This window comes from Enterococcus sp. DIV0724b, from assembly GCF_050531475.1.
Classification (GTDB): Bacteria; Bacillota; Bacilli; order Lactobacillales; family Enterococcaceae; genus Enterococcus_L; species Enterococcus_L haemoperoxidus.
Window position 1 is genome coordinate 2,389,831 of sequence record NZ_CP172890.1, and the last position, 26,180, is coordinate 2,416,010.

Here is a 26,180-nt window from a genome sequence, read left to right on the forward strand (position 1 = left end):
CATTTTTCTTTTTTAAGCTAGACGCCTTTTTTCCATTTCTAAGCGTCTTTTTTTCTTTTTATAAGCAATGATAACCAATACAATAATTAAAATTAGAAGAAGGACGGCTCCTGCAATGATGCCACCGATAAGCAAATAATCCGGTGCTTTTTTCACTTCAATAGCTTCTTCCGTTAGTTTTTTTGCTTCTTGAGCGCTAATTTCAAATTCCTCTGAGAATTTCCATTCATTGTCTTTCGTAGTTGCTACTATATCTAATATATATTTCCCAGGTAATAATTCTTGGTTATCCCAACTTATTGGAAAATCAAAATTAGAATTTGGTGCCATTGCCATATCCGCTTTTGTTGTTTGATGTAGAATTTCGTTAGAGCCTTTTTTACTCACTTTAGCTACTACCTTCAAATCATTAACAAACGTTGGTTTTATATTTTGTAGATTAGCGGTTACTGCCGTTCTATAGTTAATCAAACTAGGTTGAATTGTATTCAATTTTAATTCTGCTGAGATTGTGGATTCTTCTTCTATTAATTGAATGCCAATAACCATCGCATACTTGTTGGTAATTTGTACGCCCCCTTCAGATTTTCCATTGTTACTTTCGGCTTCATCTTTATATACATAAAAACCGCCAACAATTTTACCTTGAATTTTCTCTTCAGGCATTTTCACTTTGAAGGTAACTAATTTTTTTTCTTTAGGCGCTAATTTTACTTTTTGTTCGCCCTTGATAAGTTTTGTGATTGGATGGATTAAGCTTGAATCAATTTTTCTGTTTTCTTCACTAAAATCGATTACACCGTTTTGATTTGTTGTTGCTACATTTGGGATAATATTTAAGGTAATTTCTTTGTCTCCCGAATTGGCTACATTAAGCGTTAACTCTTGTTCTTGTCCTGGCTTCATTTTTAAATCAAAGTACGTTTGTGATTTATCTATTTGGTTTTCTGGAATATTCGCACTAATCGTATAATCCATGTTTGCTGCTTTCACATGTAGTGGATTAATCAGGAATAGGGCAATTAAAAATAAACCGTATATACTAATTTTGACGTTTCGCATCGTTTTCCTCCTATTTTTTTGAGATTGGGATAACTGTTTTAACGTCTATGGGGAATTTTGAATAAACCTTATTCGTTAAATTTATTGAAGAAGGAAATAATCACTATCGTTCCTATTTCCTTTTCAAAAAGTCTATTCTTATCTAGCTTTCATTACTTTTCTATTTAATTGGTGCGTCTTGTAATTCCCAATAGATGTTTGCACTATATTCCGTATTTGCTTTAGCCGTACCAGCTAATATTGATAATTGGATGTTACTATTTTTTTCATCTGAATTATTTTTGTACCATGATTGCAACCATGTTCCTTCACCAGAATTTTTATCTGCCATCATGATTTTTTGATTTTTCGTTGTTAAAGTTACATCGTTTCCTTTAGGTGGAATGACTGTTTTTCCTGCACTCATTGTTGAAACAATACTATTTTTTAGTGAAAGTGTTGCACCTTTTAATACATCTTTTGAAGCACTTGTAAAATCGTCTGCTCTTACAAACATTGTCCAGCCAGCAGATGTCCCACGTACATCAGTTACTTGAGCGTAAGGCATTTGGTTTAATGCGTATTCAACTTGATCGGATCCACTAATGTTCACTTCTCCAAATTTCAAGTTGGGAACACGATTGATGGTTAATAGTCCTTTGTTACCAGTTCCTTGGTTATCTTCATCTTCTGGATCAACAGGTCCAACTGGCGGACGTTCTTCTTCTTCATCTCCAGCCAACATTTTAATGTTAACAGTAGAGCCAGCTTCTGATTTTTTCTCTGCGTATGCTTGAGTTCCTGCAACATTTACTGCAAATAATCCCAAAATTAAAGAATTAAGTAACAAAACATTTTTTTTCATTTTTATTCCCCCGTTTATTTATTATTATTTTGTTGGACCGTTAACCAATGACCATGTTAATTCAGCTTTGTATTGACCAATCTTAGCAAAGACAGGAATAGATAAACGAACAGAGTTATTTACTTCTGTTGTTGTTTCATCCATGAAGATATTCGTATATCTTCCCAAACCTTTATCTTTTCCAGCAGAAAATATCGTTTGATTAGTATTTGCGATATTTAATGTCACAGCTTGTGTTTCTGGTGCATTCGTCATATCGCCAAGTTTACTTGTCACAGTACCTTTAGGGATCGCTAATTCCCATCCTTTTACGATACTATCTGAATTTCCTTCTACTGTAGATGAAAAGTTCGTCATCGCAACTTGAACATTCCAACCCGCTCCTGTTCCACGTTCATCCACAACTTCAAGTCCTAATTTTTTACCAGCATCAACTTCCGCTTTACCAACTGCACCCATTTTAATTTGGCCAAATTTAAAGTTTGAAACCCCATTGATTGTAAAATCGCCTTTACCAATTCCTGGTCCTATTGGCTCTTCTGGATCTTCTGGATCAACAATTCCTGCTGATTTTGTCACTGTAACTTCTGCTGTCGTCTTTTTTTCAGTTGGTGAAACTTCTGCTCCTTCATCAGCAGCAAATGCCACTTGAGCGTTTACCATAAATAGTGTAAATAATCCTAAAATTAAACTACTTTTTTTCAATTTGCATCGCATCCTTCTATTTTATTAACCTGCAGGTGTATCTGAAATCATCCATGTAACAGTTGCTTTATAGTTTCCTAAAAGATTCCCACCAGGAATCGTTAGTTCAACTTTATCTGCCCAGTCGTTTAGCCATGAACCTTTCCCTTTATCTGCATCTGCAAATAATAATTTTGTTGCAGATTTACCAATAATTGTTCCTTCACCATTTGCCGCTTGTGGAGGGTTTAAGGTATCTCCATTTTGAGTTGTTTTAAACGTTCCAGCTGGTACTTTTACTACTGCACCTTTTAAGATTTTTGTTTCATCTTCTGCATCTTTAAATTCGTCGATCGTTGCTTGGACATTCCAACCTGCACCTGTTCCACGTTTATCGGTCACTTGTATTCCTAACGTTTGACCCGTTGGAATTTCAGCGGTTGTTTTTGTTTCTCCACCTGCGATTTTGGCTGATTTGAAGTTAAAGTGTGAAACTGCGTCGATCACTAGCAATCCTTTTTGACCCGTTTGAGGACGGACAGGTTTATCTTTATCTACATCGTCATTTGGATCCGTATTAGTTGGATCTTCGGTTGTAAATTCAAATGTCGCATCTGTTTTAAAGTTTTTCGTTGTTTCCTCACCTGTTTCAGCTTCTTCTGCTCTTACATCAGTGGCGCCAGCTACTAATAATGCTGTTAATGCGATAGTACTGCTAAATATGATTGCTTTTTTCATCGTATTTCCTCCTTATTTCTTTCCTGGCGTGTCTGAAATTGTCCATGTTAGTTGTGCTTTATAATCACCGAGTAACGCATCTTGTGGGATTGTTAATTTAATATTGTTTTCACCAAATTGATCCATCCATGCTCCCGCTCCTGTTTGATTAGGCGCTTCAAATACTGTTTGAGCTTTTGTGTTTACTGAAATAACTTCACGCGTGGTTGGTGGTGTTGACGCTGTCGCCTCTTTTGATTTTGCTACCCCTTTTGGTAGATATAGTGAAGCACCTTTCATCACAATAGTTGCATCTTCACGTTGCTTAAATTCTGTCATTGATACTTGTACAGTCCAGCCTTTACCTGTTCCTCTAATATCTCTTACTTGAATATTTGGCGCAGTGTTTTTAGCTGCGATAACTTCTTGATTTCCCGTTAGTTTAAACTCCCCAAAGTCTAATGGTGAAACAAACGTAATCGCAAGTTGCCCTGTATTCCCTGTTTCTCCGCCTTCTTCTTCACCTGGATTTTCAGTTTCAGGAACTGTCGTTTCATCACCTGCTTGTAATGTAACTGCTCCAAATGATGTTGCGTCTTTTTTCCCTTTTTCATCCCCAATAGTCTCATCAGCGAATGTGATAGTCGGTGCAGCGAGACTTCCTAAAATAGCTGTTGTAACTAACATTGATTTCCATAACTTCATTTTTTTTCCTCCTATTAAATAGTAATAAATAATGATAAAGATGATTAATACAAGAATCAAAAATCCTAATGATATCCATATGATTTTGACTACTTCACCTGTATTAGGTAATCTCTTACCTTTTCCAATACCTAAATCACCTAAAAAATTATTGTGAATCCCAGATTCATTCATTTCCTTACTCGGCGGTGTATTGTCTTGTAAAAATGTTATACTTGCTTGACTACTTGCTTGATTCATAGCATTTTGTTCGACTGCAAGTGTTACTTTAGGATAAACTAGTAAAAAAGTTGCTAATAATATCAAAACAAGCAATCGCTTCCTTATCATAGAAACACCTCCTTTTGCACCTAAATCTTATGTTCCTTAATTTGCTTTGGAATCACAGGTAACAAGTACAAATAAGATAATACATTTTTTTACATCTCTAAAAACGCCATGTAAGCGTTTAATCGTAACTTCTTTGCATTTTTTTATTTTTTATATAACTAAGACTTTATTTTTCTATTATTTTACTCTAAAATATATTAAAATATTTCATTTATATTTAGGAAAGGAATGAATAGCTGATGGGATTAAACGTAACGGTTTACGTAATTGAAGATGACAATGGGTTTAGAAAAAAGATTATTCAATCTTTGAATAGCTACGAGTCTAATTTTCTTCAGTTTCAAATTTCTTCTCTTGACAACCACTTGTTTTTTAAAGAAAGTATTCAAACAATAAAAATCTTAGATACTGATATTTTTATTTTTGATATTGATTTGAAAACTAATTTCACAGGAATTGATTTAGCCATGTATATTAGAAGGATAAATACGAATTGCCCAATTATTTTTTTAACCAGCTTAGAGGATAAGGCCATCGATATTATTAATAGTAACATCTTTCCTCTCGGCTATATTGTGAAAGAACAACGAAATTCAACTGCCTTTAATAATTCTATTCATGGTCTATTAACTAAGGTAGAACAAGCCTTATTTGATGATTGGAAGCAAAATGAGGATATGGTTACCGTAAAAAATGGAAATGAAAAAATGTATATCAATTGTAAAGAATTACTTTATGTAGAATCCTTAAAAGGGTTTCGAGGACGCCTTATGCTTAAAACGTTCACTGAAGATTTTATAATTGATGGACGTATTGGAAAGTTAAAAGAACTGATTAAGCAACCGTATATGCTAACATCCTTACTATCTTACATTATTAATTTAGCTGCTATTGCTTCTATTGATCGAAAAAATGGCATCATTACATTTTCCGATGGCCAGGAATTGCTTGTCGGCACTAAAATCATTGATAAAATAAAAAAATTACTTTAGGAGCTTATTTATTTTGAATACTGCTATTTTTACTTCTTTTTTAGCTATTAACTATCTACAAGTTACCTGGTTCCTTACCTATAAAAAAATTTTTACTTTGCAAGAAAGTTTACTTTTGAGTGTATTTTTATTCATACAGTTTCTTTCAAGCTTATTTATTAATAGCCCGTTTATACTGTTCATTCAATTTTCTTTTTATTTTTTACAATTTTTTTTATCTATTAAACGGCTGAATTCATGGCTTAGTCCTATCTTATTAATTAGTTATGAAAATTCTTTATTACTTTTGGCACTGCTTCCAACGTTAGATGCTTGGGATATTCTTAATTACAGTCAGAAAATATCTACTAGTACTTACAATGCTTACTTAATTTTGTTCATTTTAGCAGAACAAGTTTTATTATTATTACTCATTCTCTTGACAAATTTCTTAGATAAAAAGTTCTCTATTACCCGAACAATGTCACTTCTACCTAAAAAATACAAATTATTGTCTTTGCTATTATTATTCTTATTACTATTAGCAATTACTTTTAAATTAATGAGTATATTGAACGGTGACTCAGTTTCTCTTTTTTACAGTTCATTTATTATTTTTGGGCATACTTTATTAATAGGTTTTAACCTAGTTATAGTGATTAAATATAATAGTGAGAAGCAATATATTGCCCTTCTCTCTAAAACATACGAGCAAGAAAAAAGTAAGCTTACGTTATCCAATAAATTTAGACAGGACTATCAATTGTTGCTTCAACAGTTGAAAGAGTCTTTAGAATCTGATGATGACCAAAAAGCACTTGAACTATTGAACAGTGTGTTAAACAACTCAAATTCGCTACTTACTCCTAATTTATATAAAAAAATTACCTACCTTAACTCACCTCCTATACAAGGATTACTAACTAGTTTTGTAAACAAATGCCATTCAGCTGGTATCACTTTAGATCTTTATATCACTACAGATTTAACAAATCTAGATATGAATATGATTGATTTTATCCGATGTTTTTCTATCTTACTAGATAATGCATTTGAAGCAACTGAACAAACAAACTCGCCATATATTGAAATTAAAATTACCAGTATACAACAATTGATTAGTGTTGAAGTGCAAAATACATATATTGATGATGAAGTAATCCTTTTTCAAACCCTTATTAAAAATAATGTTTCAACGAAAGCTGGACATCAAGGTAAAGGGCTGTATATTTTCTTAACTATTTTGAGTCGCTATAAAAATAGCAGTTATACTATTAATAAAAGAAATAATCATTTTATTGTTAAATTTAAAATTCCAAAAATTGAACAGGTATAACTACCTTGTTTAGTCTTAACATTTTTTATTATCATAAATTAAAGAGGAGTTATTTATGGAATTTATTATTTTTATTAGAGTAATTGCACTTAACTATTGTCTACTTATCTACTTTCTAAATTACAAACGTTTCACATCGAAAAAGCAAACTGTTATTCTTTTATTTCTCGCTTGCTTACAAATTATGTTGAGTCTCATAACGAAGTCTCCTTACATTTCAATTATTTTATTTTCCCTTTGTATAATGCAGCCTATTATGATTGCTCGTTTTTTAAATAATTGGTTGCCAGTTGCTCTTCTTTTATATCTACAATCGTTTCTGGTTATTCTTTCTTGGCTGGTAACATATGATTTATTTACTTTTTTATATCAATCAGACTTATTTTCTCCCCTTATCTATGAGCAATATAAGCCAATAGTTTTACTTTTACAGCATTTAATCCTCTTCCTTCTTATTAAAAGTGCTATAAAAGTCGATCACTACTATCATATATTTGATTCTATTTTTCAAATTCAGAAAAATTATAAGTTGCTCTCCATACTCCTTACGGCACTTTTTGTCTTTTTAAGTGTTTTAAGGCAAACTGTTGTTATTAAAATTGCGAACGTTTCTTTTTATTACCTAACCATTATTTTACTTATATTAAGCCTTATTTTTTGTTTCTCTGCGTTCTTATACAGCCGTTATTATCAAAAACTACTACAAAAACAAGTATTAGCTCAACAATACAAACACCAAATGAAAAAAATGCAACTTTCAGATGAATTCAGACATGATTATCAAAACATTCTACTAAGCTTGGTTGGATATATTGAAAATGGTGAGCGGGATGAAGCACTTGATTATATTAACTCCATTGAGAATTACTCAACAGATATACTTGAAGATGCTCACTATAGTCAATTAAATCAATTAGAAATTCCAGCAATACAAGGATTGTTGACCCAACAAATCAACTTAGCTCAAAAGAAAAATATCCAACTCCATTTATGTATTCCAACACTTATTAAAGAAGTGGATATTCTTATTCGTTTAATTGATTTGATTTTTTGTCTATCAAAATTACTTTCATTTGCAATTACTCAGGCCGATATTTATAAGCAAAAAACGCTTTATTTATCTATAAAAAAATGTAATTCTCATATCATCTTTGCGTTAACAAATTCAGTGGATCCCTTTGTAACCTCTAACATAAATATGACCCAATCTTATTCAACTTTTAATACTTTACAAAATGCTAATCTAAAAGATGTACAAAAAACTCTTCGAAGATACAAAGGAACCTCGTTTTCTTTAAATAGTCATTCTCACTATTTTTTGATTACTTTTGACATTCGTACGATTTCTAATTAAAAAACGAGCAAGTAAAAATGAGTCATTTTCCACTATTCATTCGGATTTTTTGAGGTTAAAATATGATTCGTAGAATCATGTCCTAGCTTCGTTTAAATAACCATATCAAAGTTTTAAAGAGAAATGCCTACGGCTTCCGTAACTTCTATAATTTTAAATTGAGGATTACTTTATGCTTTGGTACTGTTCTTTTTCAACCAAATAGAAAAACCTAGAGGAATTTCCCTCTAGGCTTCATCATTGATTTAATTCTTTAGATTTTCTTCACCAACATTAGTTGACAAAGAGCCGTTTTTCGTTAGGACTTACGTCCCAAGTTCTTTATTATAATCGATTTAATTCTTTGGATTTTTTTCAACAACGTTCGTTGACAAAGAGCCAATTTTTAATGGCTCAACCTTATCTTTTGGCTGCTTTAAAAATTTCTTCGATCAGAACCATCACGTTACGAACTTCTTTATTTTTAACCACAGGTTCTGCTTGTTCTCGCACGACTTTGTAGAAATTCTTATAGAATGTGTCGTATTCAGCAGAAGCTTTTGGTAATGGCAAAGTCTCAGTCGCTTCTTCTGACGGTGGTGCCATTGTTTTGGTTAGGCCAACACCTGCTTGAATTGGTTTTGGTGCTTGGATATTTTGTTTGCCAGATTCGATGACCATTTCCCCTGATAGATCCCAGTCATGAATGACAGCTGTTCCTTGTGTTCCTTTTATATACCAACGTGGGAGTTTTGTATAATTGGTCGTTCCAACTTCTATAATTGCTCGGATGCCATTTTCAAAAATAATATACGTGATAAACCCATCATCCACTTCATCCCCAAGAATGTAGCTTAAATCAGCAGATACTTTTTCAATTCGGCTATCAACTAAAAATAATAGCTGATCTAGTAAATGGACACCCCAGTCTAAGAGCATTCCACCCCCATGTATTAATTCGTGACGCCAATCTCCAGGAATTCCATTTGCTCCTTGTACACGGGTTTCGATTTGAAATAATTCTCCGATGTGTTGCTTTTTATAAAGTTCTCGGGTAATTAGAAAATCCGGATCCCAGCGTCGGTTTTGATGAACCATAAATGTTTTGTTCGTTTCTTTGGCGACTTTTAGCACTTCATCTAATTCTTCTACATTCATCGTTACTGGTTTTTCACAGACGACGTGTTTTCCGGCTTTTAGTGCCTGGATTGCTAGGTCTTTATGTGAATCATTTGGCGTAGCGATCAGAACGGCTTCGATGGTTTCGTCTGTTAATACTTCTTCAAGTGATGTGTAAATTTTATGGTTGTATTGGCTGGAAATTTTTTGGCGTTCGCCAGAAATGTCATAAGTTCCAACGACATGGATTCGTTCATTTTCGTTTGGCATAATGTTATGGACATGGTATGAGCCCATGCCACCATAGCCGATTACGGCAAAGTTGATTGCTGTCATTTTTTTGAGTCCTTTCTATTAAAGAGGATGCTTGATTTAGGGTGGCGAAAGAGTTGGTCAGAAACTGTCATATTCTTCTCTTTGACATCCAGCTGAACGAACTGAATGAGTTCGTTCAGCTTTACTGTGAACCACGAGGAATACGGTGAGTCGATGTTGAGTTGTTTCCTTAATTACACCCACCACATTTCTGCCGGTTGTTCTTTGATCATAATAGTTTTCAAATTGGTGATTGCTCTATTCAAACCTTCTTCTGTAGACATGATTGGGTCTTCATGTTCAATACTTAAAACGTAATCATATCCGTAAATTCGGAGTGTACTAATTATATCTGACCAGACTTTCAAATCATGACCGCATCCAACAGAGCGGAAAGTCCACGCACGGGTTTTAACATTCCCATACGGCTGCATATCGGTTAAGCCATGCATATTGATATTGTCTTGATCCAAATACGTATCTTTGGCATGGAAATGATGAATTGCATCAGCTTCTCCTAAAATTTTCACTGCGGCTACTGGATCGATCCCTTGCCACCATAAATGACTTGGATCTAAATTACAGCCGATTGCTTTTCCCGTTGCTTCACGGAGTTTCAGCATTGTATAAGGTGTATGGCATAAGAAACCGCCATGCAGTTCGACCCCAATTTTCACACCAGCAGATTCTGCGATGGTATTGATATTTTTCCAATAAGGAATCAACTTTTTCTCCCATTGATAATTGTAATTATCATCATATTCTGTTGGCCAAGGTAAAACGGGCCAATTGACTTGAGTATCGGTTGAATTACCTCCTGATACACCTGAAAAACCATTAACGACTGATACATTCAATAGAGAAGCTAGTTTGATTGTTTTTTGCACTAATTCATCTGCTTCTTGCGCCGTTTCTTTTAATGGAGAAATAGGATTATTATGACAGCTTAAAGCACTGATCGTTAAGCCTTTGTCAGCAAGTTTGGCTAAATATTCTTTTCTAGCCTCCGAACTCGCTAATAATTTGTCGATATCTAAATGAGCATTTCCAGGAGAACCACCTGTTCCTATCTCGACTGCTTCTAATCCTGCTTTTGAAACAGTATCAATCATTTCTTCAAAGCTTAAATTATTAAATAAGGGAGTAAATACACCTAGTTTCATTGTTCAGTTCCTTTCTTGTTCGTAATAGATTCTAAAGGCTCATGATGTCCGTAATTGGGATATGCGTTTTGGGTTGGTTGACACCAACGGACACCATTTTTAATGACTTTTTGGACTTCTTTATTATAGTAGGAAGGATACGTTTCATGACCTGGCTGGAAATAAAAGATTTTTCCATTCCCACGATGATAAGTGCAACCGCTGCGGAAGACTTCGCCGCCTGGATACCAACTGATAAAAATCAAATCATCTGGTGTTGGGATATCAAAATACTCGCCATACATCTCTTCTTGCTCTAGTTCAATGTACTCGCCGATGCCTTCAACGATTGGATGACTAGGCGCTACTGTCCAAATTCGACAATGTTCCTGTGCTTCTCGCCATTTTAAATCGCAAGAGGTGCCCATTAATTTCATAAAAATTTTTGACATATGACCTGAATGCAGCACGACTAGCCCCATGCCTTCAAGGACACATTGATAAACACGCTGAACAATTTCGTCAGAAACTTCTTGATGAGCGACATGTCCCCACCAAATCAAGACATCCGTATTTGCTAGAACTTCTTCTGTCAAGCCATGTTCTGGCTCATCTAACGTAGCAGTTCGTACTGAAAAATCATCTTCTTTTAAAAATTGTGCGATTTGTTGATGGATTCCCTCTGGATAAACTTTTTTTACTGCTTCATCTGTTTTCTCATGACGGAATTCATTCCATACTGTGACTTGGATCATCGTTTTTTCCCCCTAATTTAAAAGCTGAATGAGCCGTTTAGTATCGACGAAAAATAGAAAAATATGACTGTGATGTTTTTTGTCACATTCATATTTTATCTTTTTACGAGATGCTGGCTCATGAAGCTAGATAATCTTGAGTTAATCGAAAAATACCGGTTGATTCGTTTCGGATGCTTTGTAAATGGCTTCAAGAATTTCTGTCACAACTAACGCTTGTTCTGGTTTCACCACAGGTTCTGTATCATTGATGATTGCATCGATCCAAGATTGTGCTTCTAACACTTCCGGTTTGTCGCCAGCGCCATCGTAAAAATCAACACCGCCTGGTTCTAATTCGATTTTCTTTTCAAATAGTGTACTATGATCTTCTCCATTGATGGTCAATCCGTCATTCATATCAGCTCCGCCCTTCGTACCGTGAAGAGTGGTTTTGGCTTCTTTTACGTCTAAACTATTCAATGCCCAGCTAGATTCTAAAAAGATTGTCGCGCCATTTTCCATCATGATAAAACCAAAAGCAGAATCTTCTACAGTGAATTTTTTAGGATCCCAAGAACCCCAAGCATTAGCTGCCTTTTCAGTCTCAGCTAATTTATGATAGGCTTTTCCTACCACATATTTGGGTTTGTAATTGTCCATCATCCATAGCGTCAGATCCAGCGCATGAGTCCCGATATCGATCAATGGTCCGCCACCTTGGGCTTCTTCATCAAGGAAAACACCCCAAGTTGGTACTGCTCGACGACGAATGGCATGAGCCTTGGCAAAGTAAATTTCACCTAACTCCCCTTCTTCACAAACCTCGTGTAAGTATGTGGAATCTTTTCTAAAACGATTTTGATACCCGATGGTTAATTTTTTTCCTGTTTTCTTTGCAGCTTTGATCATACTACGCGCTTCAGCAGATGTTTTTGCCATTGGCTTTTCGCACATCACATGACAATCCGCTTCCATTGCTGCAATTGATAGTTCGGCATGTGTGCTATTTGGTGTACAAACATGAACAACATCCAAATCCATTTCTTCAAGCATTTTTTGATAATTGGTAAAAGTTTTCGCTTTTAATGTCCCATAATGCATCTTTGCTTCTTCTGCCCGTTCACTGATTAGGTCACAAAAAGCAACTAGTTCCACTTCCTTAACCTGTGCAAGCGCTGGTAAATGTTTCCCATTCGCAATTCCGCCACAACCGATAATTCCTACTTTCAACATCCTCAAATAACCTCCAATAATCTGCTCATATTATTTTGTGGAAGAAATAAAACGGTTCCACTTCTACACTAATACTATACAAAATTTTGAAAGAGCTTTCTTCCTAGATTATGGGTAAAAAATTCCTGGATATTGCTGTTCATCACTGCGACTGACTTTGCCAGAGCGGATGATGAACAGTACAAGGCGACTAAAAGGAGCGTTGTCTCCTTACTTGCGAATCACTGCGACTGGTTTTGCCAGAGCAACTGCGCTTGACGACCAACGGGAAAGAAGTTTTAATCACTCCAAATTAGCCACACCATAGAAATGGAACAGCTTAAATCAAAAAAAATTACAATCCAAATAATCTCAACAAAAACAAAAAAAGTCCTTCCCTTCTACTTTAAAAAGGAAGAACTTTATTCTTGTTTCTTAAAAATGCTCCACTCAGCCAACATTACCAGAAGCCATCACACGGTGTCTTTGCTCCCGTTTATATTGCTGAATGATTTTCAATGCTCGTTTTCTTGTTTTTCGATTTGTACACTTCAATCTTCTTCGTGCACTTGAAAGATCTTGCTTCTCCATAAAATCACCTCTTGGTATCTATTTTTCGGTTTCTTTACCAGCTTGCTTTGTGTACACCTGGAATTTGTCCTTGATGTGCTAACGTTCTAAAATTAATTCGTGACATGCCGAATTTACGCATATAGGCTCTTGGTCGTCCATCGATCAAATCACGGTTTTTCAAGCGATTTGGATTGGAATCTTTTGGTAATTTTGCTAAAGCTTCGTAATCCTTATTTGCTTTTAACTCGGTACGTCGTTCAGCGTATTTTTCAATCAAGGCTTGTTGCTGTTTTGCTTTGGCGATTTTTGATTTTTTAGCCATTTTTCTTTCACCCTTTCTAAATCGTAATGATTACTTTTTAAGAGTGATAAGAATAACATCTAATAACCTAAAATGCAAGTACTCTTTTTTATTTTATATCCAACATATACCCTTTTGAACGGACTGTTTTAATAAACCTCGGATTCGTTGTGCTTATTTCTATTTTATTGCGCAAATGAAACATAATATTGGCAACTCGATAATTTTTATCCTCAACATTCATTTCAGAGTTCCACAGTTTTTCTTTGAGCTCACTATAAGAAATGGTTTGTCCTGGACTATTTAATAATAGCTCTAGTGCATTGTATTCTTTTTTGGTTAAAGAAACCTCTTTTTCCCCGTCAATTAGCACACTTAAGTTTCTGGGCATTAGCTCAAGTTCTTTTCGCTTAGGTGAGGTTGATTTCTTCGCTGATGGATAACTACTTTTATTTGAATAATGGCTAAGTAAATTAGTTAGCGTATAATAAAGTTCTTCTGATTCCATCTTCATAGAAAAACAAGCTTCCGCTCCTAACTGCAGATAGACAATGTTTGAACGAGACTCATCGATTGCAGATAATAAATAAATAGGTACTTTCACATGTTTTTTTAGTTTCATCAACCAAAAGCAAGCTTCAGACATTGTATCTTCAAAGATGATGATAGCATCTAAATTCTCTTGATGTGCAACTTGCTCTTTCATATTGATTTCTGCTAAAGTCCAGCCTTTATCTGTTAAAAAATTTAAATGAACATTTACTTCTTGTTTTTTTTCTATCAAGTATCCAACCGTATACATGATTTTTCCTCCCTTTTCTAAGAAAATATATTTTTAATTCAAATAATTACGATACAACAACCCTACATTATATTTATTTTTTATTTAAAAAAATTCATTATATTTATATTACACTTAATTTTAGATAAAAAAAACAACAAAAATGCGGTTTCAAGTTACATTTGCATTTTTATTATATAAAATTCACAAAATTTTAATTGAAAATGGCTGAGATATAACTCTATGAGCTATATCCCAACCATTTTTAATCAAAATAATTATGATAAACAAACGCAACTTCTATTTGATTTTTTTGACTTAGATGCTGCAATTATCTTCCAGCTGGAGCATCCACCATTTGCCACTCAAATTTTCCTGTATAGGAATTTTTATAATTGGCAGTGCTTGTTTGCTTATAAAATAACCCTCTATTTTCATCCCATTCTTTTCCTAAATCGATTGTTTCTGAATTCGGATTACTCTTTCCACTTTCGATTACATGGAAATTTCTACTAGCCGTCAAAATTTTAGGTATAGCATCAGACCCTTTGTAAAAAAAATCGCCAGCCAATCTTTTTGTTTTATTTTGTAATGGATAAACCTTAACTTTTAATTGCCATTGATTGTCTACACGGTTATCAAAAATACTTAAGCTATCATCACGTGAAATTTTCACTGGTTGGTAATTCAAATCGCCTATTTTTAAATCTAGTGACATTGTTTTAGGCACTTCGCTTAATTTATATTCACGCAGATTGGGTTTAAATTCAAAAACATTATTAGGGTTTTTACCTGCATCATCCATTATAACTTGATGAATTTCAGCAGGATTTACTTTAATTTCTAGATCCTTAATTTCTGGTCCATTATAGAGTACCTGACCACTTTTTTTATTCATGATCTTAAATGTATGTCCTGAATATAGCGCAACATTTGTCCTATCCTTTTTTTGTGCATGTAGGTTAAGAAAACCTTCATCAGCGAAATCAAATGGTCTTATGAGCATTTCTTTATTTGCAATGACTAAATTCGTATTACCAGTCAAAGATAAGCTATTCGTTCCCACAACAAATGATTGTTGATATTGTGCTGCTTTACTAATAAAACTTGGACTTTTATTATCATTGTAGGTTAACTGCGTTTCTCCTATATGAAAATTATAAAATGGACCTAAATTAAATGTTGGGACTATTCCAACCAAATTATTTTTATTTAAATAAATTTGTCTTAATGTAGTTATATTCTCTAATCCAGGAGGAATCGTTCCACTCAGTTTATTATCATCAAAAGCTAAAAATTCAAGTTTTTCTAGTTTAGATAACGATCTAGGAATCTCTCCAGTGAAACTATTACCAAATATTGATAGTTTTTTTAACTTGGATAAACTACCTAATTCATCTGGTAACATTCCAATTAGATACTTATTCTTCAAATCTATCTCTTGTAAATTTTTAAGTGACGCAATTGTTTTTGGAATATGTTGTCCTTTAAAATCCGCCCCGGATCGATTGACGATTGACGTAATTTTCAATAAATCTGTCATATAAACATCTTTGTCTATTTTTTTAGGAGAGAGCTGCTTGTTTATTTCTCCAATCAACCATGCTTGATTTTCAAAATATTCTGTTGTAACAATTGGATCTGGTACAATTGTTACAGGAACATCAATTTTCACTGTTTTATATTTATTTTTAATTGAAACGACAGCCATTTGGTCTCCTTCAATGCTCGTATCTAAATTCAACTCAGAAATTTCAATAGTACTACCAATTTCATCAGTTAAATCCGTTACAAAATCAGAAACTTTTAACGAATTAATATCCGTGTATTGTTTTATTATTTGGGGGTTCGGCTTACCTATCGGAGTTGGATATATAATAGTATATTTTAAAGCCACTCTATTTGATTGAAACATTCCATCGCCTCTTGCAGAAAATTCTAAAAAATGATTTCCATCCTTATAATTTGAAGTGTCAAAACTTGTTGAAAATATTTTCGTTCCGTTAGCTATAGGCATATTTTTATAAATCAATGTTTCTACATTCACATCATACTTAGCATACAAATCAAATGACTTAAATTCTGAATCTGAATATCTTCCATCAACAACTAATTTTTCTCCAGCAAAGAATGTAGAACTTTCTCCTGAAATTGGACCAGTTACTTTAATATTATCTATAACAGGGACTTCTAACTCCTTGATTTTATCAAGAATCCAATGTTGTTTATACTGCTCTGATGAAGTACGATCCGCTGATATATAGCTTTGCAAGTTGATTGTTCCACTATCAGTAAGAGTGTAATATGAACCATATTGCTCATTTCTTATTGTCACAACATTGTCACCATTTATCGCAGTCTCTTTTGAAAAACGTAATAGATTTTTTAAATCATACTTATCTGTAAATGCTAAAGTATTTAAGACAGTCGTTGCTGCACTGCTTGCACTGTTTTGGGAAACAATCAATTGCTTGTTTCCTGCATTTGATAAAACATAGTCATTATCATTAGGTTTATATAGTACAAACCACTCTTGATTTTTCTTCCCTAAGCCGCCGTAAGAATAAGGAATAATGTCTCGATTTTCACCAACACCTCCCTGAATATCCCACACCTGTTCAGTATCATAACGATTTCTAATCGTATAAACGCCTAACATCGTCTCAATCTTAAATAACTGTGAAACATTATTTATGAATGGTTTCAAAGATATATCAGCATTAGACCCCAAATCACTAATTGTTATACAAAGACCAGATTTTCTATTAGATATAGAATAATAATTCCCAGAAACTTTTTTTATATCCCAAATTAATTCATCTTCTAAAACACTTAGGCTATTAACTACTTTATCTAATTTAACAGCAGTAACTATATTTTCCGTAGAATTGTCTTTCAAAAGCTTTTGTTCATTCCCAGCAGCTTGGATAATATATCCATCTTTTTCGGATCTGTAATTAAACAAAAATAATTGGTTGCCCAATCCGTGATATGAATAAGTAATCAAATTATCCGTATAGGCAGATATATCTAAAACATAGTTTTCATTCGATTTTGAATACGCCACATACATATTACTATTCAAGGTTTTCTGAGCATTGACAACTACAGGGTTCCCCCATACAACTACATATAATATAATCAAGAAAATAAGATTGATTACTATTTTTTTATTCACTGTATGTATATCCTTTCTTTTAAAGATGATTATAATATTCAGATTATAACTTGAATTCCTTATATTATGTCCCTGTTCTATTTAAGATAGAAAATGAACAAACATTCCATTTACATAATAAACGAAACATTTATTCATTTATATAATCTCTCATTTTAACTTCCTATGTTTTTTCGACCAAATAACTATTATCGCTAAGTGTAAAAGACATAATACTTCTTTTTATCATCTGGTCTCTTCTATTCTCAGTTTCATTTTTTTAAAGCATTCATCGTTCATAATTTTTAATCACTATCCCTAATCAATTAACTCCTTTGGTTAACGATGGATAAAATTAACGTTCTGAAAAATCTTATTGCATTTATCGCTGTAAAAACATAGCACGGTTAAGATACACAAAGTAAGGATAGAAGTTCTAATATAGCGCCTAAAATAGACTTTATCTCATAAATATCTTTTTTTCAAAACCATTTACTTTAGCCCACTTGAGTGAGCATTATAGTTATTTTCCACCTGTTGGAGCATCTATTAACTGCCAATCAATTTTTCCATCATATGTGTCTTTATAGTTTCCTGTATTGGCTTGCTTATAGAATAAGCCTCGGCTGTCATTCCATTCTTTTGATAAATTGATTGTGCCCATATCTGGTTCACTATTGCCCTTTTCAATCGTCTTAAAAGTGTCAGATACCGGAATTTCTACTGGGACTTCATCTTTTGACTTATAAAAATAACTGCCTGCCATGGTTCGTTTTTTACTTTTTAGTTCACTAGTCTTGATCCTCAACTGCCATTGACTATTCAATCGATTATCAAATAGGATTAAATTATCTTTACTTGAAATTTTCACTGGTTGATAACCTAAATCGCCTAATTTTAAATCTAGTGATAAACTTTTAGGTACCTCGCTGAATTTATATTCACGAAGCTTTGTTTCAAATTCAGTGATATTATTTGAATTTTTATCTGCACCATCCATGATAACTTGATAGATTTCAGCGGGATCGACTTTAATTTCCACACTCTCATCGGCTAGCCCATTGTACAGTACCTGATTACTTTTTTTATTAATGATCTTGAATGTATGTCCTGAATATAGTTCAACCTTTGTCTTATTCGTTTTTTGTGCATGCAGGTTAAGAAACCCTCTATCAGAAGGATCAAATGGTTTTATAATCGTTCCTTTAGTTGTAATGGCTAGATTTATGTTACCCGTCAAAAATAAGCTGTCCGTTCCTACAACAAACGATTGTTTATACTGTGCTACCTTACTAATAAAACTTGGGCTTTTATTTTCATTATAAGTTAGCTGAGTTTCTCCTATATCAAAGTTTGAAAATGGACCTAAATCAAATAATGGAATGCTGCCAATCAATTGATTTTTATTTAGATACACTTGCTTTAGTTTCGTTAATTTCTCTATACCAGGTGGAATCGTTCCACTCAGTTTATTATCATCAAGAGCTAGAAACTCAAGATTTTCTAATTTTGATAATGATCTAGGAATCTCTCCAGAAAAACTATTACCAAATATTGATAGTTTTTTCAATTTGGTTAAACTACCTAATTCATCTGGCAACGTCCCAACAAGATACTTATTCTTCAAATCTATCTCTTCTAAGTTTTTAAGTGACGCAATTGTTTTGGGGATATGCTGTCCTTTAAAATCCGCCCCTGATCGATTGACAATTGACGTAATTGACAATAAATCTCGCATATAAAGATTTACATCAATTTTCTTTCCCTTACTTGCAAATTGTTTATTTATTTCATCGATTAACCATGCTTGATTTTCAAAATACTCCGAGGTAATAGGTTCAGCTGTAACCGTTACTTTAGCAATAAATTCCTGTTCTACGTTCAATAAATTACTCTTTAGTATAAATGGAACATCAATCGGTCCTACTTTACTAAATTTTATTTGATCGTCTTTTAATAGCACTTTTAAATTATCTTTAGGAAAGTTGCTTGATGGATTTTGAACAAATTCAGACAGATCATAATCACTAATCTTAGAGTCTAAATCTACCTTAGCTTTTAAATCTGTTACTTTTAACTCCAATGGATATGAAACCGTCATATCTTTTGAATACTCTGCTTCCGTAGATTCTTCAACAACTCCATTTAATGGGTTTTGCTTTTTAGAGTGGCTATTAATCTGGAAAAGATACGCAAAATTTCTGCTATTCGGCTGATGATGTACGAGTGTTTTTTCAGCACTGTAATCAATCTGACTACGAAAATCTATAATGAGCTCTTTATTTTTTTCTGTTTCCGAGGCATGATATTTCTTTAAGAAAGCTTTGTTAAAAACAAATTTCCCCTCTTTGTATTCATATTCATCCCTGCTAACCTTCTGATCGCCGTAGGAAAGAATTGGTTCTGTTAAATTTAAATCTGCTGTATCTTTAGAATAATCTAAAACTAGTTCTTCTGGATAGTATACATCCAACGCTTGATAAGGTAAATCCTGTCTAATTGTAAAATCTACCTGTCCTTTTTGATCCTCAACATAGTCCAATTTAACTTTATCGTAGCTTTGTGGGCTAATTTTTTGTACATTTGGATCAAAGAAAGAAATTAATGTACCATAAATTGCAAGCTCATCAGGGATGTATTGACCGATAGATATTGTTTCACTCGCATCATTATATAGAGAGAGACTGTTTATTGCCACTGAATCATCCCTACCTTGAACTACGTAAATAGCAGAAGGAGCTTTACTAGGCTTTCTCAAAAAATGATTTAATCCAGGAGCATCTTTTTCCATGATTAAATTCGTATTAGGTGAAAATAATGTTGCTTTCTTATGTTTTTTAAAACCAAAATCATCCGTAATATTCATTGGAAATATTATTTTTAATCCAGGTATCTTTTGTTGCGTTAATTGATCCACAACGTAATAATTAAAATCATAGGATGCTTCATAATTATGCTGAATTCTAAACTGTACTGCTGGCAATTTCGGATCCTTATTCAATAATATAAGCTTTGAATTATTGTTATCCGTATTAGTCGTAACTTTCATCACAAGTTCTAAGGCTCTACCGTTGTAACTACCTACATTTTTTAAACGAAATTCATCGCCTTTTACCACAGAAAAATATTTGTCTTTAGTATATTTTCCATTCACAGTAGCCTCTGAATTAATATCTTCTCCAAAATAGCCCAAAGTGACAGCATCACCTACATATATACTATCCTCAACTACTTGATTATTTGAATCTAGAACGTATCCTTTAGCAATTCCATTATTATCCATAAGGTATTCATTTGTTCGATACATACTTTTGGTAAGACCAAAATTAGTCTCCCATCCATTAACATTTATTTCAGTAGTAGCATAACTGCGCTCCGTTAAACAGAATAAGATAAGAAAACTTACTACAATGCTTATATTATATAAACCTATTTTTTTCAAAAAAATCACTCCTTTGCTGCGCTTTGACAATTATTTTTTACGACGCCATAAAATAAAAATAACTACGAGTAAAAAGAGTATAAGTAATCCAGTAGATACAATCATTGTCACCACTAATTTATTGCGTGGTTTAGTTTCAATTTCAACTGCCTCTTCATTTAACTGAACAGCTTCTTCCTCTGAGATTCTAAATTTTTTAGTGAACGTCCATTCATCATTTTTTGAGTGTGCTGTGATTTCTAATTCATAGCCGCCTGCTGCTAGTTCTTGATTTTCTAGTGAAATGGGAAAGTCAAAGTTAGAATTAGGTGCCATTGCTATTTCTGTTTTTTCGGCTTCATAGATCACTTTTCTAGAGTTATTTTTTCTGACTTTAGCTTCAATAGATAATTCACTGATAAATTCTGGCTTGATATTTTGGAGATTGGCTGTGATTGCGGTACGATAGTTAAATAGACCTGCTTTAACTGCATTTAGTTTGAGTTCTGGCTTGATTTTATCCAAACTTTCTCTTAATTGAATACCAATTACAACTGAGAAGACATTCTTGATTTGAACGTCATTTTTCTTTGCTGTTGAGTCTTCTTTTACCTCATTTTCTTGGTCATAGATATTAAAGCCTCCAACTATTTTTCCAGTAAAGGCTTTTTTAGGCATCTTTAACTTAAAAGTCACCCTTTTCGTTTCCTTAGGTGGAATCGTCACCGTTTGTTTTCCTGAAATTAATCTAGTAATTGGGTAAATCAGGGTAGAATCATTTTTTTCAGGTTCTACACTATATTCTAGTTCTCCATTTTGATTTGTTGTAGCGATATATGGTTCTACAGCTAGGTTTAACGTTTCTAAACTGCTACTTTTTATTTCTAATTCTAAATTTTGTGTTTGTCCAGGGCTCATCTTCAAATCAAAAAAGGTTTTGGTTTGGTCGATTTGGTTTTCTGGAATAACAGCTTTTACTGAATAGCCCATACCATCAGCAAAAGCCGTTTCTCCAATATTGAATAGCGTAACAAGCAAAAGCGTTATTAGGCTGTACTTTAATGTTTTTATAACTGTCATTTATTACTCTCCATTTAGTTTTCTGTACTTGGAATATCTGCCAATTTCCAAGAGATTGTTGCGGTGTAATCTCTTCCTACTTTGGCAGTATTCGGCAAAATATCTAATGTTATCTTTTTATTTATCCCTTTTTCACTTTTCCATCTCGAAGCCCAAACCCCTTGACCAGTATTTTGATCGGCTGACATAACTTTTTGCAGATCCTTATTCAATGAAACTGAGTAGCTTTTAGGCGGCGCTGCATATTCAGATTTATATTCCTGAATATCTCCTTTGTTTAAGGTTAATGTAGCTCCACTTAATAGATACCTTTTTTGATCCTTTGTCGTCGGCTCAGAAACAAAGTTAGATATTTTAGCATACAATGTCCAACCACCAAGACTTCCTCTTAAATCGGAAACTTGAATATAGGGATTAGAATTCCTCGCATATTCTTCTTGATACAATCCGCTTCTAACAACTTTTCCAAAGGTAAAATTTGGTACTCGATCAATTTTTAACAACCCAGAGCTATTCGTACCGTTATTTGTTGGATCTTCCGGATCTTGACCAAATGCTGGCAGAACAGGATTCTCTTTTCCTTCGATAACTACGGCATCAATATCAGATTTTAAAGAGTCCACTGGTAAGGTTTCTGCTAAACTAGTATCAGCTTTGTAGACTGTTAGTAATAAGAAAACACTTAGCCAAGCGGCTCTATAATTTTTTGATATCACGATTATCTATCCTCCCTTTTTGATTTAACTAACTAAATAAGGAATTAAAATGCTAGTTAGGTGTATTCGTTAATGTCCAATTTAATTTTCCAATATAGCTTGCTTTACGTGCTGTGTTTGGAACAGATAATTGAACCCCTGTTTTTCTAGTTGGTGCTTGCTTGTCCGTGTATCTTTCAAAAATATTTGTATAACGTCCCATTCCTTTACCTGTATCTGCTTGAAATACTGTACTAGATAATTGACCTGAAATTTTTGCTTCTTTTCCTACGGGTGTATTTTCTGGACGGATTGATGCACTTTTGGATGTAACTTCAGCCGTTGGGATTGTTAATTCCCAGCCTTTTAGCTCTTCTCCATCGTTTGCTCCACCTTTTACTTTAAATGAATCCATTGACACTTTGACATTCCAACCTGTACCGTTCCCTGTTACATCTACAACTTCAATACCATATGCTTTATCTTTTTCAATTGTTGCAGATCTTGTTTCACCTAAAGGAACAGATGGATAACTAAAGTCTGATACTGCTTTAATGATGAATTCACCATCACGTGGTGTTTTAGTTGATATTTCTTCTTCCGTTGCCCCTGCTCCTGTTCCTGCATCAACAGTCACAGTTATATCCGATTTCAATTCATCTGCCTTAGCTGAAACTGGTAATACTATTGCTCCAAAAGTCATTGCTAATACTATATTTGCTACTATTTTTTTATTCATAAAATATTCCTCCAATATTTTTTCAACAGTTTACTATGGTAACTTCCCTCAAAGATAGAATACTATTTATTATGTTTTTATTTTTTTAAAATCAATTGTATATTTAAATTAGATTGTATCTTCTAAAGACCAGCTAACAGTACCAGTAAATTGCTTACCGTTTGTGTCATCTTTTTGACCAGAATTTACAGCTAACTGTACATTTCTAATTTCAGCGGCAAAACCTTTGCTTCCAGGTTTTGTACCGACCATAATATCTGAACTACCTGTTGCTCCAGCTTCAAGAGAGACTTTAGCAACACCAGTTACTTTATCTTCAGCATATTTTGTTAAATCTGGTAATTTTTCAACAACTGATGGTAATTTACCAGTTTCTTTATCTTTTTGATCTGTTAAATCAAAAGTAGAAATATTTGCCGAATTCATAGTCATTGTTGATACTAATTTTTTCGTTGCGTCTGTTGTGCTAACAAGGTCAGACAACTTAGCAGTTAATTTCCAGCTTGTTTGTTTATCTGCATCACGATCTTCATATACTGCGATGTATTGTTTATCTTGTACTTGTTGGTAGTATACAGAGCTAAGCGCACTTGCTTCATTTTCAGTACCAAATTTGAAAGCAGTTGGTTTGTTGATTAAACTTAATGCTTCATCGTATGGTCCAGGGATGACTGTATTCGCATCATCATTGCTGAATCCAATACCTACTCCTGAATTTGTTTCTCTTTCTGCTGCTTGGGCAGCTTGTGGTAACATTACTGCTCCAATTGATAACCCTAAAACGAATGTTCCTAATACTTTTTTATTCATTATTTTTCTCCTAACGCATTTTACTTTTGAGGAAGTTACCATAGTAAACTGTTGAATGGGAATATCTTTAACTTAAATTAAAGATATTCATTTGTTTTTGGATATAGATAAATACATAGATCAATAATAAAAAACTGATAATTGATACGGCTAGCAATAGCCAATTCAATAATATTTTTGATTTTTTTAATTTTAATTTTTTTACTAAAATACTGTCTCGATTTAAGGAGAAGAGGAACATTCCTAATGAAATAGTGCCACATGCTCCTAATATATACAGCCAAATATAGACTCTCATAAAATTATTCTCCCTTGATTAAATTTAAAATAGCTTTTTTTAATAGATCAGTCACTATTCAGCTTGATTTGCTTATCTAAAATAACCGCAAAACTGATCACAATCAGAATCATTCCGCTAATCAGCAACGTCAACTGCTTCACTGTTTCCCCGGTGTTTGGCAAACGAACCCGTTTATTGATTGGTTTGGCTTTATCAGCTGTAGGCGTATTATCACGTGGAGGTGCTGGCGTATCATCTTCCGTTTTTTTAAACGTGATACCAACATCTGCTTCACCTGCTTGATTAGCCCATACCGTCGGTGCAAAAAAGGTTGTTAGACTGAAAAAGAGTACTATTGATATTAATTGTTTTTTTGCTATTTTATTAAGACCCTGATTCACTATTGTCACTCCTTCATTTGTTTATTCTTTTTAACCTTTCTTTGTTCTGACTTCTTTCTTTTCGCCTGTTTTGATTTTCTTCTCTTAGCACGTTCATAAACCATTTTTTTCCAACGTTTATTTCTAGCGGTCAAAATTGCAATGACTAATACAAGTGAAGCAATTGCTAAAATAACGACGTAAGGTAGCCAATCAGGTGATTCTACTTTGAAAACTGTTTCTTCATTCATTTTTTTTGCTTTTTCAGCTGAAACGCTAAAATCTTTTTGCCATTTCCAGTCTTCTTCGTCATTTTGAGCATGAACTTTTAAGGTATAGTCACCTGAGTCAATGACATCAACTCCCCAATCCACTGAAAATTCATATGTGCTATTTGGTGCCATGCGAGCATTTTCTACTGTTTGTTTTTTTAAAACTGTGTCTGAACCCTTTTTAGTTACGGTTGCTTCAATTTTTAAATTATCAGCTATTTTTGATTCTGGATTATGTATAACAGCGGCAACTTGCTTACGACCTAATTTCAACCCAAGTTTGGCTGATGCTAGCTCTAGATTTTTAGCATTTTCATATTCTTCCCCTGTTTCAGTTGTGATCAAACCAATTTTATATTGGTATTTACTAGAGATTGTTTGTGTTTTTGTTTGTTCTTTATCCTCTACTGTTTGAAAAACAACAGCGCCTAGTTTGATTCCTTCATAACTTTCTTTTGGAGGTGTAACGGATAGTTCAACCACTTTTTCTTCAAAGTTTTCTAAGGTGATTTCAGTCTCATTGATTTTGACCATTTCTGTTAATGGGTGTTTTAAGCTTTTATCTAGATCCTTTGTTGATTCGTCATACTCAATATTTCCAGTTGAACCTGTTGTACCATTGGCAATAAATGCTTGAATTTTGACAGGATCTTTTTGAGTTGATTTAACCTTGACCTTCAATGTTTGAGTCTCATCAGGTTGAGTTTCAATAAAGAAATAAGATTTATTGGTTTCAATTTGTGTATCTGGCCTAATCGCCTGAACAACAAATCCTAATGGGTCGGCTTCTTTATTTGCAGCAATTGAATGGATTGGTGAAATAATACATAAAATAAAAGTAATGAAAACATATTTAACGCATTTTTTGATTTTATTTAACTGCACGATCATTTTAACTTCCTTTCTAAAAATAAAAACTGAATTGATTTTGATTGAAAAATAAATTTGCTTTATAAGCCGTTCATATTTGTTTATCAATGAACTCATTCATAGTACAATTACCTAATAACAAAGAAAACAACAAGTAAGCGCTATCAAATTACATTTAACTTTTTTATTTATAAATTTTATTTTTTCCAAATTAAAAAGTCGCAAGTAAGCGCTATACTATTACATATGCAGTCTTTTTCATTTTTAATCGATGAAAACCTTTCTTTTTCTATCTTTATATTCTAGAATATATT

24 protein-coding genes and 1 pseudogene are annotated in these 26,180 nt (G+C 33.4%); 4 read left to right on the plus strand and 21 right to left on the minus strand.

Annotated elements, in window-relative coordinates; all coding sequences use genetic code 11:
• Positions 1 to 12 precede the first annotated feature (12 nt).
• The 5 genes from IGJ02_RS10960 to IGJ02_RS10980 all read right to left on the minus strand — a co-directional run bounded on the left by IGJ02_RS10960 (position 13) and on the right by IGJ02_RS10980 (position 4,342).
• Positions 13 to 1,062, minus strand: coding sequence for a DUF916 and DUF3324 domain-containing protein (locus IGJ02_RS10960; RefSeq protein ID WP_430602003.1), 1,050 nt, complete (start codon positions 1,060 to 1,062; stop codon positions 13 to 15).
• 160 nt (positions 1,063 to 1,222) lie between these two features.
• Positions 1,223 to 1,906, minus strand: coding sequence for a WxL domain-containing protein (locus tag IGJ02_RS10965; RefSeq protein WP_430602004.1), 684 nt, complete (start codon positions 1,904 to 1,906; stop codon positions 1,223 to 1,225).
• 24 nt (positions 1,907 to 1,930) lie between these two features.
• Entirely contained in the window at positions 1,931 to 2,611 is a 681-nt protein-coding gene (locus IGJ02_RS10970) for a WxL domain-containing protein (RefSeq protein ID WP_430602005.1), read from the minus strand.
• A gap of 24 nt (positions 2,612 to 2,635) precedes the next feature.
• Positions 2,636 to 3,328 carry a WxL domain-containing protein gene (locus IGJ02_RS10975; RefSeq protein WP_430602006.1) on the minus strand — a complete coding sequence of 231 codons (693 nt, stop codon included), beginning with the start codon at positions 3,326 to 3,328 and terminating at the stop codon, positions 2,636 to 2,638.
• Positions 3,329 to 3,340: 12 nt separating this feature from the next.
• Positions 3,341 to 4,342 carry a WxL domain-containing protein gene (locus tag IGJ02_RS10980; protein WP_430602007.1) on the minus strand — a complete coding sequence of 334 codons (1,002 nt, stop codon included), beginning with the start codon at positions 4,340 to 4,342 and terminating at the stop codon, positions 3,341 to 3,343.
• 239 nt (positions 4,343 to 4,581) lie between these two features.
• Here IGJ02_RS10980 and IGJ02_RS10985 point away from each other — a divergent pair, with 239 nt between their 5' ends.
• The 4 genes and pseudogenes from IGJ02_RS10985 to IGJ02_RS11000 form a co-directional block, all read left to right on the plus strand.
• A complete protein-coding gene (locus IGJ02_RS10985) occupies positions 4,582 to 5,334 on the plus strand; it encodes a LytR/AlgR family response regulator transcription factor (protein WP_430602008.1) in 753 nt (250 codons plus the stop codon).
• 13 nt (positions 5,335 to 5,347) lie between these two features.
• Entirely contained in the window at positions 5,348 to 6,649 is a 1,302-nt protein-coding gene (locus tag IGJ02_RS10990; RefSeq protein ID WP_430602009.1) for a GHKL domain-containing protein, read from the plus strand.
• Between the two features lie 55 nt (positions 6,650 to 6,704).
• Positions 6,705 to 8,003: a hypothetical protein gene (locus IGJ02_RS10995; RefSeq protein WP_430602010.1), complete on the plus strand. Its 1,299-nt coding sequence runs from the start codon at positions 6,705 to 6,707 to the stop codon at positions 8,001 to 8,003.
• Positions 8,004 to 8,095: 92 nt separating this feature from the next.
• Positions 8,096 to 8,218: pseudogene (locus tag IGJ02_RS11000) on the plus strand (transposase); the annotation flags it as partial.
• A gap of 184 nt (positions 8,219 to 8,402) precedes the next feature.
• On the opposite strand, the gene IGJ02_RS11005 reads toward IGJ02_RS11000, so the two are convergent.
• The 16 genes from IGJ02_RS11005 to IGJ02_RS11080 form a co-directional block, all read right to left on the minus strand.
• A complete protein-coding gene (locus tag IGJ02_RS11005) occupies positions 8,403 to 9,437 on the minus strand; it encodes a Gfo/Idh/MocA family protein (protein WP_430602011.1) in 1,035 nt (344 codons plus the stop codon).
• A gap of 173 nt (positions 9,438 to 9,610) precedes the next feature.
• Positions 9,611 to 10,579 (minus strand): sugar phosphate isomerase/epimerase family protein, encoded by a 969-nt coding sequence (locus tag IGJ02_RS11010; protein ID WP_430602012.1) that lies wholly within the window; start codon positions 10,577 to 10,579, stop codon positions 9,611 to 9,613.
• Positions 10,576 to 11,313, minus strand: a complete 738-nt coding sequence (locus tag IGJ02_RS11015; protein WP_010763174.1) for a ThuA domain-containing protein — start codon at positions 11,311 to 11,313, stop codon at positions 10,576 to 10,578. Before IGJ02_RS11015 ends, IGJ02_RS11010 begins: the two co-directional genes overlap by 4 nt.
• A 141-nt stretch (positions 11,314 to 11,454) precedes the next feature.
• Positions 11,455 to 12,528 (minus strand): Gfo/Idh/MocA family protein, encoded by a 1,074-nt coding sequence (locus IGJ02_RS11020; RefSeq protein WP_430602013.1) that lies wholly within the window; start codon positions 12,526 to 12,528, stop codon positions 11,455 to 11,457.
• 429 nt (positions 12,529 to 12,957) lie between these two features.
• Positions 12,958 to 13,098 (minus strand): putative metal homeostasis protein, encoded by a 141-nt coding sequence (locus tag IGJ02_RS11025; protein WP_010763172.1) that lies wholly within the window; start codon positions 13,096 to 13,098, stop codon positions 12,958 to 12,960.
• Between the two features lie 34 nt (positions 13,099 to 13,132).
• Entirely contained in the window at positions 13,133 to 13,402 is a 270-nt protein-coding gene (gene rpsN, locus IGJ02_RS11030) for a 30S ribosomal protein S14 (RefSeq protein WP_010763171.1), read from the minus strand.
• 88 nt (positions 13,403 to 13,490) lie between these two features.
• Positions 13,491 to 14,183 (minus strand): response regulator transcription factor, encoded by a 693-nt coding sequence (locus IGJ02_RS11035; protein WP_010763160.1) that lies wholly within the window; start codon positions 14,181 to 14,183, stop codon positions 13,491 to 13,493.
• 310 nt (positions 14,184 to 14,493) lie between these two features.
• Positions 14,494 to 17,340 carry an RICIN domain-containing protein gene (locus tag IGJ02_RS11040; RefSeq protein WP_430602014.1) on the minus strand — a complete coding sequence of 949 codons (2,847 nt, stop codon included), beginning with the start codon at positions 17,338 to 17,340 and terminating at the stop codon, positions 14,494 to 14,496.
• A 502-nt stretch (positions 17,341 to 17,842) separates the two neighbouring features.
• Positions 17,843 to 20,761, minus strand: coding sequence for a leucine-rich repeat domain-containing protein (locus IGJ02_RS11045; RefSeq protein ID WP_430602015.1), 2,919 nt, complete (start codon positions 20,759 to 20,761; stop codon positions 17,843 to 17,845).
• Positions 20,762 to 20,791: 30 nt separating this feature from the next.
• Positions 20,792 to 21,820, minus strand: a complete 1,029-nt coding sequence (locus tag IGJ02_RS11050) for a DUF916 and DUF3324 domain-containing protein (RefSeq protein ID WP_430602016.1) — start codon at positions 21,818 to 21,820, stop codon at positions 20,792 to 20,794.
• A gap of 14 nt (positions 21,821 to 21,834) precedes the next feature.
• The gene (locus IGJ02_RS11055) at positions 21,835 to 22,536 is read right to left on the minus strand and encodes a WxL domain-containing protein (protein WP_430602017.1); all 702 of its coding nucleotides are present in this window, start codon (positions 22,534 to 22,536) and stop codon (positions 21,835 to 21,837) included.
• Between the two features lie 52 nt (positions 22,537 to 22,588).
• Positions 22,589 to 23,254, minus strand: a complete 666-nt coding sequence (locus tag IGJ02_RS11060; RefSeq protein ID WP_430602018.1) for a WxL domain-containing protein — start codon at positions 23,252 to 23,254, stop codon at positions 22,589 to 22,591.
• A gap of 108 nt (positions 23,255 to 23,362) precedes the next feature.
• Positions 23,363 to 24,064 carry a hypothetical protein gene (locus IGJ02_RS11065; protein WP_430602019.1) on the minus strand — a complete coding sequence of 234 codons (702 nt, stop codon included), beginning with the start codon at positions 24,062 to 24,064 and terminating at the stop codon, positions 23,363 to 23,365.
• Positions 24,065 to 24,131: 67 nt separating this feature from the next.
• The gene (locus IGJ02_RS11070; protein ID WP_430602020.1) at positions 24,132 to 24,362 is read right to left on the minus strand and encodes a hypothetical protein; all 231 of its coding nucleotides are present in this window, start codon (positions 24,360 to 24,362) and stop codon (positions 24,132 to 24,134) included.
• 47 nt (positions 24,363 to 24,409) lie between these two features.
• Positions 24,410 to 24,745, minus strand: coding sequence for an LPXTG cell wall anchor domain-containing protein (locus IGJ02_RS11075; protein WP_010763150.1), 336 nt, complete (start codon positions 24,743 to 24,745; stop codon positions 24,410 to 24,412).
• Between the two features lie 5 nt (positions 24,746 to 24,750).
• Positions 24,751 to 25,887 carry a DUF916 and DUF3324 domain-containing protein gene (locus IGJ02_RS11080; protein ID WP_430602021.1) on the minus strand — a complete coding sequence of 379 codons (1,137 nt, stop codon included), beginning with the start codon at positions 25,885 to 25,887 and terminating at the stop codon, positions 24,751 to 24,753.
• Between the last annotated feature and the right edge of the window lie 293 nt (positions 25,888 to 26,180).

Excerpts from the sequence above, each read along its gene's own strand:
- IGJ02_RS10960 (WP_430602003.1), bottom strand. The coding sequence starts at position 1,062 with ATGCGAAACGTCAAAATTAGTATATACGGTTTATTTTTAATTGCCCTA.
- IGJ02_RS11070 (WP_430602020.1), bottom strand. The coding sequence starts at position 24,362 with ATGAGAGTCTATATTTGGCTGTATATATTAGGAGCATGTGGCACTATT.
- IGJ02_RS10980 (WP_430602007.1), bottom strand. The coding sequence starts at position 4,342 with ATGATAAGGAAGCGATTGCTTGTTTTGATATTATTAGCAACTTTTTTA.
- IGJ02_RS11060 (WP_430602018.1), bottom strand. The coding sequence starts at position 23,254 with ATGAATAAAAAAATAGTAGCAAATATAGTATTAGCAATGACTTTTGGA.
- IGJ02_RS10965 (WP_430602004.1), bottom strand. The coding sequence starts at position 1,906 with ATGAAAAAAAATGTTTTGTTACTTAATTCTTTAATTTTGGGATTATTT.
- IGJ02_RS11080 (WP_430602021.1), bottom strand. The coding sequence starts at position 25,887 with ATGATCGTGCAGTTAAATAAAATCAAAAAATGCGTTAAATATGTTTTC.
- IGJ02_RS11050 (WP_430602016.1), bottom strand. The coding sequence starts at position 21,820 with ATGACAGTTATAAAAACATTAAAGTACAGCCTAATAACGCTTTTGCTT.
- IGJ02_RS11020 (WP_430602013.1), bottom strand. The coding sequence starts at position 12,528 with ATGTTGAAAGTAGGAATTATCGGTTGTGGCGGAATTGCGAATGGGAAA.
- IGJ02_RS10985 (WP_430602008.1), top strand. The coding sequence starts at position 4,582 with ATGGGATTAAACGTAACGGTTTACGTAATTGAAGATGACAATGGGTTT.
- IGJ02_RS11005 (WP_430602011.1), bottom strand. The coding sequence starts at position 9,437 with ATGACAGCAATCAACTTTGCCGTAATCGGCTATGGTGGCATGGGCTCA.
- IGJ02_RS10975 (WP_430602006.1), bottom strand. The coding sequence starts at position 3,328 with ATGAAAAAAGCAATCATATTTAGCAGTACTATCGCATTAACAGCATTA.
- IGJ02_RS11025 (WP_010763172.1), bottom strand. The coding sequence starts at position 13,098 with ATGGAGAAGCAAGATCTTTCAAGTGCACGAAGAAGATTGAAGTGTACA.
- IGJ02_RS11015 (WP_010763174.1), bottom strand. The coding sequence starts at position 11,313 with ATGATCCAAGTCACAGTATGGAATGAATTCCGTCATGAGAAAACAGAT.
- IGJ02_RS11065 (WP_430602019.1), bottom strand. The coding sequence starts at position 24,064 with ATGAATAAAAAAGTATTAGGAACATTCGTTTTAGGGTTATCAATTGGA.
- IGJ02_RS11010 (WP_430602012.1), bottom strand. The coding sequence starts at position 10,579 with ATGAAACTAGGTGTATTTACTCCCTTATTTAATAATTTAAGCTTTGAA.
- IGJ02_RS10995 (WP_430602010.1), top strand. The coding sequence starts at position 6,705 with ATGGAATTTATTATTTTTATTAGAGTAATTGCACTTAACTATTGTCTA.
- IGJ02_RS11035 (WP_010763160.1), bottom strand. The coding sequence starts at position 14,183 with ATGTATACGGTTGGATACTTGATAGAAAAAAAACAAGAAGTAAATGTT.
- rpsN (WP_010763171.1), bottom strand. The coding sequence starts at position 13,402 with ATGGCTAAAAAATCAAAAATCGCCAAAGCAAAACAGCAACAAGCCTTG.